Here is a 16368-nt window from a genome sequence, read left to right as displayed (position 1 = left end):
TTGTTCTTATTATTTTGCCTATGCTAAAGCGTTATTCTCGCTTTGCTCTCCCCACTGCCTGATTGGATACAGCTCACCTGAAGATTATTTTTTAAATTATTTTTATTTCAATCAGGATGAATATGCTGTTTCTAGATTGGATGATTCAAAAATCAGCAGCAATTAAAAGTTACTTTAGAACTTTTATCGCATGCCTGTAAATGACATAAAGCGTCATTTAAAAATAGAAATAATTTTAGATCTGAATAGGATAGCGAGCTGTTGCAGACCAAGTCGATCTGTTTATAAATTTCGTACGGCATTGATAAAATTTAAGGCATTTGATCCATGTGATATCAGCAGATAAAAGCCATCATTCAGATAATGGCTTTACTATAAGTCTGCTTTGGCATTTCAATGATTTCGACACAAAGCTGTATTTTTAAGTCTGGCTGGGCCGCAATATATTGCTGCATGACGTCGAGCACCAATTCGGAAATTGCCTGACGAACTTCGACACTGCGCCCGCTCAACAGTGAAACTTTAGCATGCACATAGGCCTGATCTGTAACAACATTCAGTCCAATCACATAATCCTGCTGCATAATCGCACGACTTTTTAAATCATTGGGATCGGTGACATGGCCGGCGTTAAAAAGTGCCTGATGAATCGCGACCAATAAGGGTTTGATCTCGATATGTTGCAGATTGTCAGAATATTCCAGATGCAGGTGCGGCATTAAAGGGATCTCAAATCGAAATGTGAGGATCAGGCGACAGGAAAATGATCAGCCCCGAATTTCAGCAATAATGAGAATAATACGATTAATCAACCGTATTATTCTCTCGTCAGAATTTTAGTCTAAGGCTAAATTTAAGCTTTCTTGACATATTCGGATTTCAATTTCATCGGGCCGATCCCCTCGATTTTACAATCGATATCATGCCCATCGGCAGCATCAGGCAACAAACGGATACTTTTGACTTTAGTGCCCACTTTCACCACTGAAGATGAACCTTTGATTTTCAGGTCTTTAATCACCGTGACGCTATCACCGTCCGCCAGCACATTGCCGTTGGCATCCTTGATGATCACTTGTTCTTCAGTGACTTCACCTTCTTTCCACTCATGTGCACATTCAGGACAGATCAGTAGATCGCCATCTGTATAGGTATATTCAGATTGACATTTTGGACAGTTTGGCAGACCCATAAAAACCTCGAAAAAAAGAGAAAAATAAAATAAATGAAACAAATAAGCGCACAGTATAGCATCTTTGTCTAGAGCACTCATGAATAGAACATTGAGATGAAAACCACACAGGAGATCGAAGGAATTAATTGTCTGAAATCTGCGGATTAACCAGCAAAGACAGGAGTTGTAGTGATTCCTGCCAGCTCAAATGACACACCGCTGGCGGTACCACATCCGGATAACCCACCTGAATAATATGCAAACCGGTACCGATTGAGACTTTTTCAAAGATGATCGTCACCTCTATTTCACCCTGCAAGTCTGGGGTAGAAAACTGATCGGTATAGCGCAGCAGCTGATTAGGAATGACCTCATGATAAATACCATGAAAATGATGCTGGGTCCCGGTAGAAAAATTGGTAAAGGTCGTTTTATAGCTGCCGCCGGGTTTAACTTCCGCATGTTCTACTTTGGCAATAAAGCCATGTGGTGCCAGCCATTTGGCCAGTGCATCCGGATGCACAAAGGCACGATACACCCGCTCCGGTGGTGCACTGAACACACGATGCATTTTTAAGGTGTAACTCATTTTTTCTTGTCCTTTGTTCTTATTATTTTTTTATTGCGGGATATTCCCTGCATTTGTTGTGACTAAATCAGCCTGAGTTAAGTACTCATCCGAGTTATTTTATCCAGTTTTGAGCTGGCTATATATAATGAGTATGTATCTATATTCAGCTCAAATCTTCATATAACGATTAAATAGAGCAATAAAAAAACCCGGCAGCACCGGGTCTCTTATATTAAATGCTTTAAATACAAGCATGCTTAGCTACTACGCAGGCTGCTCTCTTCGTCATCCAGCTCATCATCATAGACATAGGCCATGCAACCCCAGCCATCATATTCACCCTGAAATTGTGCCGCGATTTTGCTGAACCATTGTTCCAGATCCACGATATCTTCGTAAGCAGGTTCCATATACACATAAATCGTGATGATCCATTCCAGGGTATCGCTTTCTTCGTCCTGAAACAGGCTGATTTTTTGCTCTTCTTTTAATAGATGCAAGGCACAGCGATCTGCCTGAGCTTCATCCGCAAAGGCAATCGAAAATTCAATTTCGTGCGCTTCTTGCAAGTCGTCGCCATCCTGATGCATTTGCCACAGTACATTGCCATTTTCATCGTCAGGGAATTGATTGTAATCACGTGACATAGAAGTATCCTTATTATGATGCTGTTTTATTCTGCATTTAAGATTAGCTGATTTTTGTACAATTATCGAGATACAGACAAAAAATATTATCTTTTAACCATAAATAAACATATGATTTTTATAAATATAAAAATAAGTAAGGGGATCAATATAGTCAAGATTCCTTAAGACCAAAAATCCTGAAAAATATCAGGATTTAAAACAACTTATGGCCTTCAGAATACTCTGGTAAAAATCTTCTAGACCTATAAATGTCATGATCTACGCGATGTGTGAATGCAGATGATCCTGTTTCAGTTGCAAAAGCAGTGCAGCGAACTTGAGCTCCTCTAAACGCAGATCAAGATAGGATTCTTGAATCATCGCCTGACTCAGTGCCTGCCCGGTATAATTCAGCAAGACATAATCATCCTTTAAGGCTTGCAGCATCTCGCCTAGATTTTCTGTGCTTAATTGAGAGAGATATAAATCTGCCTTACAGTTGAAAGCCAGACTAAGGATTTCAATAGTACTTCGACGGCGATTGTCGTCGACATAATTACAGCTCGCCACCTGCTGTGTTTCTATGGCCTGTTGAATTCTGTCACGGACATTGCGTAAATGCCGAACCGCATCCGTTTCGCTATAACCCTCAATCAGCTGCTCTAAAACCTGTGTTGCGGGAAGCTGCAAGCCGAAGCGCTGGGCCTGTATTTTATGCTCTAAAGCACTCAATACCTCTTGCAAGCGATGCTGTTGTTTGGCCTGTTCATAATAACCGTGCAAACTTTGTCGGGCCTCCTGCTCAACCTCGGCCACGGCCTGCGCCTGAAACTGGGCAAGATAATCTTTTACTCTTGCGATATAGGCTTTGAGATCATCGATCATGATCGAAGCATCCAGCTTGGTCGCTTCAACAAAGTTTTCGGCCTGCAAAGTCCGGTTAATAATATATTGCTCGATATCCCAGATATCCTGATATTTTTTATATTTATTCAGCGCAATGTTTAAACTGCCATTCTGTACCCGCAGTTGGGTGATTTCATAATTCAATTCATCAACTTGAGTTTCATAATCTGCCAATTTGCTGCGGGAATGATCCAGATTTTCCTGTAAAAACTGAATATTGCTGCGTAATGAAGCCTGTACCTTCAAGCTCCATAGCAATGCACATATTGAAATACTCGCGAGAACGAAGAGAGCCATACTGAGCATCGTTCTTTCCTTTAACCCCGGGCAGCGCCCTAAACCATCAAATTAAAAATTTATTATAAAGTAATGATTGATTTTGCATCACTTCAGCCAGATAAGCAAAGCCATTGATCACCACTAAGTCATTCATTCATTTTATTTTTCTACAAAATTTTTATGTGAAAGTCATGTAGGACAGACTGCTTTCCGGCTCAAATCAAATCTATTCTGAAACAACTTACGATATTTTTTATATCAAAGGATATAATTTGAAAGTTTAAAAATAATGAAAGGAAAATTAAAAAACCATAAAAATAAAGGCATCAGGCCTATAGTGGGAGATAAAAGAATAAAAATTCTCTAGGCTCATCATCAAGAGATAAACCGAACATTAAAAATTTATGTGCGGTAGTGACAACCGATCAGGCAATGGATCAGTAGAAAATTTCATTTGAACATGCTTGTAAAGCTACTCATCTCCAAGCTACTATCGAAATAAATTCTCACACTTTTTATTCGGGTTGCCCAGTTTAAGGGCTTGAACCTCATTATATTTATGAGCTTAAAAAGCATGTGTCCGGTTGAATCTAACTATTAAGCAGAATCAAATTAGAACGGTATGGCTGCCTTAATTTCGACCGGGACACCACTCAAAGGCTGGGTAAAAGCCAGATAACTGGCATGCAAGGCCATACGATTTAAAGGACTGCGCTGGGGTTCAGGATGATAAATTTTGTCGCCAGTAATGGGATGACCAATATGCAGCATATGGACGCGAAGCTGGTGGGAACGGCCGGTAATGGGGGTCAGTAACACCCGACTAATGTCTTGCTGAGGTAGATATTCTAATGCCTGATACAGGGTTTTGGCAGCCTTGCCCAGTTCAAAATGCACCATCTGACGCGGACGGTTTTCCCAGTCGGTAATCAAAGGCACTTCGACGCTGCCCTCACCTTCGAGTTTGCCTTGTACCAGCGCGACATAATTTTTAAGTACCGTGCGTGCCTGAAACATTTTACTCACCGCCACTTCTGCATCGCGGTGTTTGGCAAACATCAAAATACCTGAAGTGGCCATATCCAGACGATGGGTAATTTTGGCCTGCGGATATTTATCCAGCACACGTAAATAGGCACTGTCATGATGCTCAGGTAAACGCCCTGGAACTGACAATAATCCGGCCGGCTTTTCAATCACCACCAGATCATCGTCTTCATAAACAATATGCAGCGGTTCTTGCGGTGGACAATAGACAAAGTCGTTATTGATGGGCATTTTAAGGGTACAGCATCTGGAACAATGCGCGCAAAATAACAAGCGGCTTCTAGGCTGTCAATTACCGTGCTTGACCAGCTCAGCTTAATCTGCCAGATAATAATCGACCGTCGAGACCACGCGTACTTTTTTCAAATACGGCGTATTGCTGTCGCGATCTTCAATACTAAACAGCCCCTGATTGGCGGACTTGATTTTGCCCAGACTGCTTTTTGAATCTGCAGCAAATTTTTCCGCTACACTGCGCGCATTTTCGGTGGCCTGTTCAATCATCGCAGGCTTGATGTCATTCAGCTTAGTAAATAAATATTCCGTTCTTTGTCCGGAATCATCTCCGGCAAAGGCAATGCCTTTTCTGCCCAAGGCCACCAGACGACTTTGTGCCGCACGCACTGCATCTATTTTGTGGGTATAGACGGTGATGGTCTGGCTGGCGGTGTAACGTAGCGCGACATTGGCATCCCCGCCATATTGCTGCGCGTATTTATCGGTGATACTCGGTGAAGCACTGGTAATCTCTTCCGCGCTAAATCCTTCATTTTTTAAGAAGGTCTGAATTTCCTGGGTATTGGTTTGCATGGTATCGTACAACTCGGCCAGATCCTGACTGCCGGCATTAAAGCGGATTGGCCATACCGCCACATCGGCTTTGACTTCGCGTTCCGACAAGCCTTTGACCGAAACTATACGTTCATACTGTTTAATTTTCAGCGCGCTATTGCCGAGAATCCATCCTGCAATAATCATTCCCAAGCCGATCAAGGCACCTAAAATCAGGGCCGGTTTGAATTGATTCATCCTTCAACTCCTTTGAAATCTTTTTTCGTTCTTATTGATCCTGCCACGCTATCAAGTAGCGATAAAATGATACTAATTCGATCTTATTTTTATCACTCGAAGATTTAATCACAACACCGCACTTAGCCTTGACTCATCAGATAGATTGCAATTAACGGTGTCAGGTTAAACAGCAGAATGCCAATTTTATACACCGCCATACCCGAATAATGAATCACATCAAAACTGGTATCTGACAGCCGAAACCATTTTCCATGCACCTGCTTCATCCAGTTTCGGGCAAAGACATAGACCACGAACCAGATCATGAGAATGACATAATTGATGAGTGTGCAAAACAGTAAAAAACGACACCAGACATCAAGATTCATGAGGATTCCCCTAGGGGGCAGCTGATGCTTTAAAAAATAACAGATCATGCTGATAAATGAAGGATGGATTTGTATCCTGCTTGGATAAATAGTTTTCTTAAATTTATGATTTATATTTATTTTAATTTTTAATTCTACGTATATTGCTGGAGAATTTTTTAGGGTGTTGGGAAAACTCGCAATGGTTTACTTCAACTATCATTCTTTGTAAGACCTGATCTTATAGCCTATAAACTTTTGGTCTATAGCGTCCTAAGCCGAATCGAGACCTTTTGGGTTCGTACTGCACTCGCGTTTTGCGCCGCTCACAGCATGCTACTCTTTCCGATCCCATCACACCCTTGAAAGCTATATTAGGTAAAGATGGACGGGATTAATTTCCTATGTTTTTTTAATTTGCATTAAATCTGAAAATTTATTTCATTATTAACCCACATATAGAGAAATAAATTCCATTTCCAATTTTTTATGCTTTTTTATTCGCCAAAATGAGACTTTATTGCAATTTATATTCAGGACAGGATTGCTGTTTTATTGAAAGAATGTTCCCTGAATCCATTGCGCACTAAACCACCAGGCACTAATCGCGGACATCCCACACAGAAGATTAGCCAGTACCTTATTAATTCTAGTCAACTCAGAACTATAAATTTTCAAATTAAGCAAATAAGCGATCACAGCGTAAACCGAGCCAATCGCGCCCCCAAAAAGAATCAGGATCAGTGGCCATGCAGAATAGAAATGGGCTTTTTTATCTAAATTTCCTGACTCCGGTGCGTGCTGTTGAATATCCATAGGTGATAGCCCTCTTTTTAATATATGCACTTGCACTATTTCTAGGCAGATATTTATCCTTTAGAAAAATATTTGCCTTCTAGAACTTTCACTGAAGCAAGAAGCAGACCAGTTTTATCGTACAAAGAGCTGTCGGGTATGATGATTGATATAGGCATTCAGACCATCGCCATATTGAGCGAGCTGTTTCATGTTTTCGACATGCTGATAACCGGCACTGCTATAGCTATAAGTGTAAACTTTCGAGGTTTTCTTGAATTGAACGCGAATAAACTCGTTACCAATCTCGTAATTGGCAACACCTGAGTCGTGATTAAGATCAAGATAATGTTGCAATTGAGCTGCCCTAAATACTTTGAATCTAGAGTTTTAGATGGGGTTTTATTGATTATTTTTCAATCAATCTTAAACTATAAATAGGGATATTTAAATAGCAAAAAGCCCTATCGAGTAATAGGGCTTTCATTCAAAACAGAGGATAACTGTTTGAGTTGTTTTGCTTAGGCATTCTTATTGTTAAATTGATTGCCTTGGCATTTGGTACACGGTGGTAAACGATCAGTACCAATTTCTAAGTAGGTGCGGTGTCCGCATTGAACACAAAAATAGAAGCCTGTTCCGGGTCTTTCGCCAGCAGTAACCATCTTTGTTCTCCATGGTTTTAGAAATGGTCTGTCTAGTATAACCCTCTGGTGATGAATGTCTATTGTCCATTTTTGTAAATGATAGTGTCGTTTGGGCGAAGTTTTAAGTTAATTAATTCCTTTGCTTTGCTTTGCTAGAGCAATTACCCCCATATAGGCTGAGTTTGCTTTTCTTAAATCATACTGCTCTTCTGATTTATCATTTAAGTATTTAACACCCACGCTCCCTACTCCAAATACAGATAACAGTTGCCCAAATAAAGGTATAAAGTTTACAGCTAGTGTACTTCCAGCTAATAGTAAAGTTTGAAAATGCTTAGTTCTATATTTTCTTTTTAGCTCTTCTATCTCATTGATATGTTGTTTTGTTCTTATACTTAGAAAGTCAGAAAATTCTCGAGCAATATAATTTATATCCTCAATTTTTGAACTTCCTAGTGAGTTTATAAATGTCCTCATATCATTTTTAAATAAAATATGCTCATCAGATTTTCTTAATATTTTTATTTCATTATCATTAATATTAGCCAAATAATCTAATCTTTGAGAGCTTAATACTTGAAGTAGTGCTTGAGTTTGTGGATCACAAATTTCATCTTCTTTCGATGACCAACTCATTTTTGCAATTAAATTATAATAATGTGCATGTTCAGGTATACAAAGGTAAGGATTACTCTTCATTTCTTTCGAGTTTTCAAATAAATGATATTGAGGAACTAGTCGTTCTGCTATACCGTTTACCACAATATGAAAATCTGATTTTAAATTCTTTTCACACCATTCTTTAGTTCTATGTGGCTTTGTTGCACAAAGATTTGAAATGCAAAGCGCCCCTAATTGAGCCAAATTTAAGGCGTAACTTGGGTAAGTGGTCGACCTAATTCCGTAAATCTGTTGAGGACTGCTACACGTGCATGAATTTCATTCACCTGACTAGGAAAGCTTCTTGCCATTAATTTATCGCCTAATAATTTGATGCAATGCATCTTGGTTTCCACCAAACTGCGGCGATGATAGCCTGACCATTTTTTCCATAATGTCCTGCCTAAACGTTTAACTGTTCGAAGTAATTCATTTCGCTCTAGCGAGCTACTTTTTGTATCTTTCCATGGTTTCGCATTTTTTCTAGGTGGAATCACCGCATGTGCTTGCCGATCTGCAATAACCTGACGGCATTGCTTGGTGTCATAAGCTCCATCGCTATAAACAGAGTCAATCTGCTCATCTTGTGGAATCTGATTAAGTAAATCACCAAGCACCTGTGAATCACTGACATTATTGGTTGTGAGCTGAATAGCGCGTATTTGTAGGGTTTTGGCATCTATACCAATATGTAGTTTACGCCATTGGCGACGATATTCAGCTCCATGTTTCTTGCGTTTCCATTCGCCCTCACCTAGAAACTTCATGCCTGTAGAGTCTACGAGTAGATGCAGCCCATCGCTACTTTTTTGGTAGCTGATTGCAATATCAATATGCTTTTGTCTTCTACAAAGCGTACTGTAATCTGGTGCGGTCCAATTTAATCCGCAAAGTTTAATCAGACTTTGCACAAAGCCAGTGACCATACGTAAAGATAGACGGAATAAGGATTTAATCATTAAGCAGCATTGGATGGCTGCGTCGGAGTAGGTTTGATTTCGCCCTTGTTTGCCTTTTGATGGCGCATACCATTGCGTAGCAGGATCAAACCAAATGGCAATATTTCCGCGACTCATGAGTGCTCGGTTATATGCGGGCCAATTGGTTGTGCGGTAGATTTTCTGTGTAGGCTTATTCATTTGGAAATTATATCGCTGAAAAAGCCTTTACAGATAGGTTTGTGCAACAAAGCCGTTCTATGTTCATAAGCAAATTCTTTATAATTAAGAATAGCGTCTTTAAGGTTAGTACTCTCTAATCCATTAGGTGGAATAAAAAGTCTTTTTTCTTCCACGTTTCTAATAAAATCACTTGGGTACTTAGATAAATATCTTATTAAATCCTTCTCACTTTCAATTTCAGATTTTAAGTAGAAATTTAAAAAATCGAACAATAATCTATGTAAATTTTCATTAGTTTGCTCATCCTTATCCTCTAATAATTTCTCCCAACTGGGAAAAATAAAAAATGGAGGAACTTCAAACTCTTCCTCTAATAAATCCTTTAGATGTAGCACAAAGTATATTGCCTCAATCATCCTCAGATTTTTGAACTTCTCTTCACTTCTTTCTTTTTCTATCCAAGGTAAAATAGGATCAGGAATCAAAACTATATCTGTTAATAATAAGGATTTTCGAACACTATTTAATTGTGTTTTTAAAAATCTGCTTGAACCTCCTAAATTTATTTTGAATAATTCTAAATCTTGAGCAGATTTAAATACTTGTGCTGATTCAGAACTATATAATTTAGTTAAGTTCTCCTCTAACTCTTCACGAACTTTTTCCTTATAAGAAAGGAAAGCCATATTATTTTTGTTGTTATAGTATGTTTCTTTTAAATATAGTCCTACTTCTTCAAAATCATTAAACTCGTTAGGTTCTTTTCCAACAAATTTTATAAAAAAATCGTAAATAATTTCGAAATATGATTTTTGGTAAATTACTATCTTATGTAATAAATCAGTATCCATTATATAAACCTGAAAAAAACCTTAATGTACAGTAGGATCTTTTTCAAACAAATTCAATTACTTTAATCTCCCCTACCCCCTCTTTTAAAAAGAGGGGAACTCCCTCCTTTCTTAAAGGAGGGTTGGGGTGGATTAAAAAGAAGTAGCTTAAATCAAGCCACATTTCCTTCCAAGAAATCCTGTGCAAAGCGCTGTAATACCCCACCCGCTTCATACACATGTACTTCTTCTTCAGTATCCAGACGACAAGTGACTGGAACTTCAATAATCTGGTTCTTACCATCATCGGTTGAACGCTCAATCACTAAAGTCAACGTCGAACGTGGCGCAATATTACCAATCACGCTATACAGCTCTGTACCATCAAGACCTAAAGTCTTACGATCTGTACCCAGTTTAAACTCAAGCGGCAACACGCCCATACCGACCAAATTGGTACGGTGAATACGCTCAAAACCTTCCGCTACAATTGCTTCTACACCTGCCAGACGCACACCTTTAGCAGCCCAGTCACGGCTAGAACCCTGACCATAATCCTTACCGGCAATAATAATCAACGGTTGTTTACGGTTCATGTAGATCTCAATCGCTTCCCACATCCGCATCACTTCGCCTTCAGGCTCCACACGTGCTTTCGAACCCTGCTTGATGGTACCATCAGAACGCACGACCATTTCATTGAACAGTTTCGGGTTGGCAAATGTTGCACGTTGCGTAGTCAAGTGATCACCGCGATGCGTTGCATAAGAGTTAAAGTCTTCCTCAGGCACACCCATTTTTTTCAGGTATTCACCCGAAGCACTGTCTAAAACAATGGCATTCGATGGTGACAAATGATCGGTGGTGATGTTGTCGCCCAAGATCGCCAGCGGACGCATATTTGACAATGTACGCGGTGCAGCCAAAGCCCCTTCCCAATACGGCGGACGACGAATATACGTACTTTGCGGACGCCAGTCATACAGCGGACTTGTTGCCTTTTCATTCACACCCAAATCGAACATCGGAATATAGATTTTTTTGAATTGTTCCGGTTTTACAGCAACTTTCACCAGTGCATCAATTTCTTCATCCGATGGCCAGATATCTTTTAGATAAATCGGATTGCCGTCTTTGTCTGTACCTAAAGCATCTTTTTCGATGTCAAAACGAATCGTACCGGCAATCGCATAAGCTACCACTAATGGCGGAGATGCCAAGAACGCCTGTTTCGCATATGGATGAATACGCCCATCGAAGTTACGGTTGCCCGAAAGCACCGCTGTTGCATACAGGTCACGGTCGATAATTTCCTGCTGAATCTTTGGATCGAGTGCACCTGACATGCCGTTACAGGTCGTGCATGCATAGGCCACGATACCAAAGCCCAATTTTTCTAAATCTTTAAGTACGCCTGCTTCTTCCAAATATAAAGCAGCCGCTTTAGAACCCGGTGCAAAAGAAGATTTTACCCAAGGCTTACGGACCAAGCCCAATTCATTGGCCTTACGCGCCAGCAAACCGGCTGCCACCGTATTACGTGGGTTTGAGGTATTGGTACAAGAGGTAATCGCCGCGATAATCACCGCGCCATCTGGCATTAAGCCTTCTGCTTCTTGTGCGCGAGCAGCATCTAGATTACCGGCAATACCTTTTTCTTTCAGGTCAGAGGTTGATACACGTGCATGCGGATTCGATGGGCCAGCGATATTACGTGTCACAGTCGATAAATCGAAATGCAGCACACGTGGATATTCCGCTTGGGTCATATCCGATGCCCAAAGCCCGATCTCTTTGGCATAAGTTTCGACCAGTTTGACTTGCTCAGGCTCACGACCGGTCAAGGTCAGATAATCAATGGTGTTCTGGTCGATATAGAACATCGCAGCCGTTGCGCCATACTCAGGCGTCATGTTGGAAATCGTGGCGCGATCACCCACCGACATGCTGTCAGCACCTTCACCAAAGAATTCTAAATATGCGCCAACCACACGTTCTTTACGCAGGAATTCGGTTAATGCCAAGACGATGTCCGTTGCGGTAATGCCTGGCTTGCGCTGACCCACCAATTCCACACCGATAATATCTGGCAGACGCATCCACGATGCACGGCCCAACATCACATTTTCCGCTTCCAAGCCGCCAACACCAATCGAGATCACGCCCAATGCATCTGTATGAGGCGTGTGCGAATCTGTACCGACACAGGTGTCCGGGAATGCCAGACCATCACGGTTTTGAATCACCGGAGACATTTTCTCCAGATTGATCTGGTGCATGATGCCATTACCCGCAGGAATCACATCAACATTTTCAAACGCGGTTTTGGTCCATTCAATAAAATGAAAACGGTCTTCGTTACGACGGTCTTCAATGGCACGGTTTTTCTCAAAGGCATCCGGATCAAAACCACCAAACTCAACTGCCAGTGAATGATCGACAATCAGTTGGGTTGGTACTACCGGATTGACTTTAGACGGGTCACCGCCCTGATCGGCAATCGCATCACGTAAACCGGCAAGGTCAACCAGTGCCGTTTGCCCCAAGATGTCATGACACACTACACGTGCCGGATACCAGGGAAAATCATGTTCCTGTTTACGCTCAATTAACTGGCGTAAAGACTGTTTCAAAATGGCAGGATCACAACGACGCACCAACTGCTCTGCCAGGACTTTAGAAGTATAAGGAAGTTTGGCATATGCGCCTGGCTGAATATCTTCTACGGCCTGTCGCACGTCATAATATTCCAGCTGGGTGGATTGCAGCGGTTTACGGTAGTTGTTGTTCATAAGCTTGCCTGCCCTCGTTTATCTCTATTTTTATTCATCAATAGATATCGATGAGTTACTTTTGTAATAGCAGCATTGTACGCTGCACAAATAGCATTTCCCAAATTTTATATTTTTCAAACACTTAATTATAAAAAATGGTATTTTCGCAAAAATTTGTTACATAGACTTTAGAATTTTTGCTTTAAAGCGGTCTTTTGCTAAAAAAATCTGAATAATTCGCCTTATTCTTTAGTCTTATGTTGCAAAATATTTCTCTATCTTTTTATTTGAATATTACTCTAAACCACTAATATCATTAATAAATAATTAATTTTATGTGCATTTTTTTAAAGATGAAAAAATATAGTCTGACTGGTTTTCATAGGCCTGTCCTGTCGCCGCATTTAGCAAAATTTCAATCCCCTAATTTGGGATAGCAGATTTTCCAAAACTATCAGAAGCTCAGTGTGACGAATGTCACATTATTCGCAATCCTCACATTAAAACAATAACCATAACAGGCAGAACTGAAATGTTGAAAATCGCAATATTCGGAGCTATAGCCGCCATTTTGACGCTCTTAGCTCGCGGTTGGGATGGAACAAAAAATCCATCGCCGCCGTCAAATCCCTCTAACCCGTCCCAACCCTCTCATCCCTCACACCTAATACATCCACCCAAGCCATCACATCCCATTCCGACAACATCAGACAGCTTAATTAGCAACCCACCTCTGTTACCGAAAAGTGCCAAGGGCAAATATGAGCTGATCGTGGCCTATAAAACCAGCAAACTCTATAACCCTAGAAACGGATTATGGGATCAGGTACTGCTGAGAGGCTATTTAACCAAACCCAGTTTATTTGATAAGAAAAAAACCGGTGAATATGTCGAGGATCAGCTGGTCGGACCACAGATTCGGGTCAAACAGGGTGAAACCATGGCGCTTAACCTGAATAACCAGCTGCCACCCGAGTCAGAAACAACCTGCCCAACTCATGTTGAGAATGTAAATGAACCACACTGCTTTAATACCACCAACCTGCATACCCATGGCTTCTGGGTCAGTCCTCAAGGCAATAGCGATAATGTCTTTTTGAAATTCAAACCTCAGGAAAAATTTGATTATCAGTTCAAAATGGAACCTAATCATCCCGCAGGGACTTACTGGTATCACGCTCATCTGCATGGCTCAACTGCTCTTCAGGTGTCGAATGGCATGGCAGGCCCATTGATTGTTGAAGGCTCAAGAGCACCAAAAGTCAAAAATGGCAAAGTCACCTCAACTGGAGATATGGATATTCTATGGAAAGAAAAAAACAGTTACCCAAACGAAAACATCCTGTTGTTCCAGCAAATCCAATATCGCTGTAGCAATCCCGATCCTAATGTCAAATTCGCTGTTCCCAATAACTGTGAAGGTGTAGGTATAGGCATGCTGGAAAATTATAATGACCTGTCTATTGGTGGCTTCTGGACTAACCAGAATTACTACACCTCTATCAATGGTAAAATTTTAGGTGAGATCAAAGCAGAACAGAATCAGTTTAACCGCTGGCGCATGATTCATGGTGGTGTACGCGATACCATTGGTCTAATCATTAAGGAAATTCCCAATTCCAGTAAGTTTAGCGCAGAACAAACTATTAAAGCCTGTTCAGCCTATCAGGAGGCAGACAAGAAAGCTGAATTTGAGAAGCTGAATAGCCTGAATGTGCATACCATCGCGCAAGATGGCTTAACCATGAATCATGTACAGACCAGAACCCTGTCCGTGTTCCATCCTGGTTATCGTCATGATGCAATGGTTGCCTTTCCGACCACCAATAGATACTGCATTTTTGACACCAAATTGAATATCGATGATGAAATTAACGCGCCATTACCGAATGTAGGTCCTCAAATTGCTCCAAATCATCGCTTCAATGCCCAACTGCTGGGATGGGTCAATGTAAAAGCAGCCAAGACCAAGCCTCAGACTGCTGCCCAGTTCCTGAAAGATCGGGCACAAAAAATTGGTTTAAGCAAAGACATCCAGACCCAGTTATCTCAGCTTAATCTTTCTGCGTTTAGTGATCATCCATCATTGATGACACCCGAAATTGATAAAATAGTTGCTGCCCGACCAAAACAATATAGTGCTTTTTCGCTCGGCCCCGACCCTAGAACTGGCATATTTAAATTTGGCTTCCGACATAAAAAAGATGGAGATACACTGAGTTTTGGAGATTTTTTTGATGGAGATGGTTCAGTGGAGGGCGAATATGTCCGTCAGTTACAAGTTGGACAGACTGATGAATGGGAACTGACGACCGAAAATTTTGGCGGTCATCCGTTCCATATTCATGTTAACCCGTTCCAGATTGTTAAAATTTTGAATCCTGATGGTAAAGATGTCAGTGAAGCATTATCTGAGCCAGTCACAGATCCAAATGGACTTGAAGATGTGCAATACCGTGGCATGAAAGGACAATTTAAGGATACGCTTTTTATAAAAGCTAACTATAAATTTATTCTCAGAAGCCATTACAAGAAATTTGAAGGTGACTTCGTACAACACTGTCATATCCTCGACCATGAAGATCAGGGTATGATGGAAACCGTACGAGTCTGTGGAGGCAAATTCCCTTGTGATTCGCCATTACCGGCTAGCCATCATCACTAAAGATCTGCTCGCTAAAAGCCAATGATTTCGATTGTTGGCTTTTTTGTTTGCCTCTATTTGATGCTTGCTGCACAATAACTGCATTGATTTATAGTATTCAAACCGGGGCTTATTATGGCAGCGTCTCCTGCTTTTACATTGTTTAGTCTGAATGGTGTAGATGCACAAAAATTCCTTCAAGGTCAGGTGACTTTGAATACTGAAACTTTGGCGGAAAACCAGACACGCTATACTGCGATCTGCAGTCTGAAAGGACGCATTCAATTTGGCTTGTGGCTTAAAAAAATCAGTCCGGAAAGCTTTGAAATCGTCAGCACTGAAGATCAGGCTACGGAACTGACCAATCATATTAAAAAATTTGGTGCCTTTTCAAAAATGAAACTGGAATTGGTCGGTCCAGTTTATCCAGTCATCAATGGCATTCATACTGACTTTGTGGCGACTGAAACCGATGTGACGATGTGGGAACAGCAAGCCATTGAATCAGGTCAGGCCTGGATTCAGGCTGCCACTGCAACCCTGTTTCAACCACAGGAATTACGTTTGCATCAACGCGAAGGCATTCACTATGACAAGGGTTGCTATCTGGGTCAGGAAGTCATTGCACGTTTATGGTTTAAAGCCAAGCCAAAACACTGGTTACATCTGGTTCAAGGCACAGGTGCCGCACCTGATGTTGCGACCAAACTGAATAATGATGTTGAAATCGTCAATAGCATCGCGATTGAGAATGGTTATAAAGCGCTAGTCGTTGCAAAACCTGAAGCATTGACCGAATTGGGCCTAGAAGTACTGGAACTTCCGGAAGCTTTGAGTGGTGATGTGGCGCGTCCGCAATAATTCAGGTTCCGCCCAAAATAAAAAAGCCAAGAATTTCATCTTGGCTTTTTT

General features: G+C 41.0%; 17 protein-coding genes. 2 read left to right on the top strand and 15 right to left on the bottom strand.

The genetic code is table 11. From position 1 onward, the window contains the following. Positions 1-356: 356 nt before the first annotated feature. The 15 genes from ACO1B7_RS10175 to acnD all read right to left on the bottom strand — a co-directional run bounded on the left by ACO1B7_RS10175 (position 357) and on the right by acnD (position 12830). Positions 357-719, bottom strand: coding sequence for a 5-carboxymethyl-2-hydroxymuconate Delta-isomerase (locus tag ACO1B7_RS10175; RefSeq protein WP_129717772.1), 363 nt, complete (start codon positions 717-719; stop codon positions 357-359). A 134-nt stretch (positions 720-853) separates the two neighbouring features. Next, the gene (locus ACO1B7_RS10170; RefSeq protein ID WP_005247934.1) at positions 854-1192 is read right to left on the bottom strand and encodes a zinc ribbon domain-containing protein YjdM; all 339 of its coding nucleotides are present in this window, start codon (positions 1190-1192) and stop codon (positions 854-856) included. A gap of 124 nt (positions 1193-1316) precedes the next feature. After that, the gene (locus ACO1B7_RS10165; protein WP_004732106.1) at positions 1317-1763 is read right to left on the bottom strand and encodes an SRPBCC domain-containing protein; all 447 of its coding nucleotides are present in this window, start codon (positions 1761-1763) and stop codon (positions 1317-1319) included. A gap of 239 nt (positions 1764-2002) precedes the next feature. Then, the gene (locus ACO1B7_RS10160; RefSeq protein ID WP_004281735.1) at positions 2003-2392 is read right to left on the bottom strand and encodes a ribonuclease E inhibitor RraB; all 390 of its coding nucleotides are present in this window, start codon (positions 2390-2392) and stop codon (positions 2003-2005) included. Positions 2393-2653: 261 nt separating this feature from the next. Next, positions 2654-3586, bottom strand: a complete 933-nt coding sequence (locus ACO1B7_RS10155; RefSeq protein WP_423090142.1) for an SNIPE associated domain-containing protein — start codon at positions 3584-3586, stop codon at positions 2654-2656. A 585-nt stretch (positions 3587-4171) separates the two neighbouring features. Further along, complete coding sequence (locus tag ACO1B7_RS10150; protein WP_005252715.1) at positions 4172-4837, bottom strand: pseudouridine synthase; 666 nt, start codon at positions 4835-4837, stop codon at positions 4172-4174. Positions 4838-4921: 84 nt separating this feature from the next. Next, positions 4922-5635 carry an SIMPL domain-containing protein gene (locus ACO1B7_RS10145; protein ID WP_005106159.1) on the bottom strand — a complete coding sequence of 238 codons (714 nt, stop codon included), beginning with the start codon at positions 5633-5635 and terminating at the stop codon, positions 4922-4924. A 122-nt stretch (positions 5636-5757) separates the two neighbouring features. Then, positions 5758-6006: a DUF6868 family protein gene (locus ACO1B7_RS10140; protein ID WP_423090141.1), complete on the bottom strand. Its 249-nt coding sequence runs from the start codon at positions 6004-6006 to the stop codon at positions 5758-5760. A 531-nt stretch (positions 6007-6537) separates the two neighbouring features. Beyond that, a complete protein-coding gene (locus tag ACO1B7_RS10135) occupies positions 6538-6801 on the bottom strand; it encodes a hypothetical protein (RefSeq protein ID WP_114541035.1) in 264 nt (87 codons plus the stop codon). A 114-nt stretch (positions 6802-6915) separates the two neighbouring features. Continuing rightward, positions 6916-7137 carry a hypothetical protein gene (locus ACO1B7_RS10130; protein ID WP_004732115.1) on the bottom strand — a complete coding sequence of 74 codons (222 nt, stop codon included), beginning with the start codon at positions 7135-7137 and terminating at the stop codon, positions 6916-6918. Between the two features lie 164 nt (positions 7138-7301). Continuing rightward, positions 7302-7445 (bottom strand): zinc ribbon-containing protein, encoded by a 144-nt coding sequence (locus tag ACO1B7_RS10125; protein WP_423090140.1) that lies wholly within the window; start codon positions 7443-7445, stop codon positions 7302-7304. 108 nt (positions 7446-7553) lie between these two features. Further along, positions 7554-8291 (bottom strand): hypothetical protein, encoded by a 738-nt coding sequence (locus tag ACO1B7_RS10120; protein WP_423090139.1) that lies wholly within the window; start codon positions 8289-8291, stop codon positions 7554-7556. Positions 8292-8293: 2 nt separating this feature from the next. Continuing rightward, entirely contained in the window at positions 8294-9226 is a 933-nt protein-coding gene (locus ACO1B7_RS10115; protein ID WP_337971653.1) for an IS5-like element IS17 family transposase, read from the bottom strand. Next, complete coding sequence (locus ACO1B7_RS10110) at positions 9223-10059, bottom strand: hypothetical protein (RefSeq protein ID WP_423090138.1); 837 nt, start codon at positions 10057-10059, stop codon at positions 9223-9225. Before ACO1B7_RS10110 ends, ACO1B7_RS10115 begins: the two co-directional genes overlap by 4 nt. A gap of 152 nt (positions 10060-10211) precedes the next feature. Next, positions 10212-12830, bottom strand: a complete 2619-nt coding sequence (acnD, locus tag ACO1B7_RS10105) for a Fe/S-dependent 2-methylisocitrate dehydratase AcnD (protein ID WP_423090137.1) — start codon at positions 12828-12830, stop codon at positions 10212-10214. Between the two features lie 514 nt (positions 12831-13344). On the opposite strand from acnD, the gene ACO1B7_RS10100 reads away from it, so the two are divergent. Beyond that, on the top strand, positions 13345-15477 hold the full coding sequence (locus ACO1B7_RS10100; protein WP_423090136.1) for a multicopper oxidase family protein: 2133 nt from the start codon (positions 13345-13347) through the stop codon (positions 15475-15477). A 114-nt stretch (positions 15478-15591) separates the two neighbouring features. After that, positions 15592-16317 (top strand): CAF17-like 4Fe-4S cluster assembly/insertion protein YgfZ, encoded by a 726-nt coding sequence (gene ygfZ / locus ACO1B7_RS10095; RefSeq protein WP_004645928.1) that lies wholly within the window; start codon positions 15592-15594, stop codon positions 16315-16317. Positions 16318-16368: the final 51 nt, after the last annotated feature.

It is taken from the genome of Acinetobacter lwoffii (assembly GCF_049367455.1).
In the GTDB taxonomy this organism is placed as follows: Bacteria; Pseudomonadota; Gammaproteobacteria; order Pseudomonadales; family Moraxellaceae; genus Acinetobacter; species Acinetobacter lwoffii_W.
This window is presented reverse-complemented; position numbering and strand designations above follow the sequence as displayed.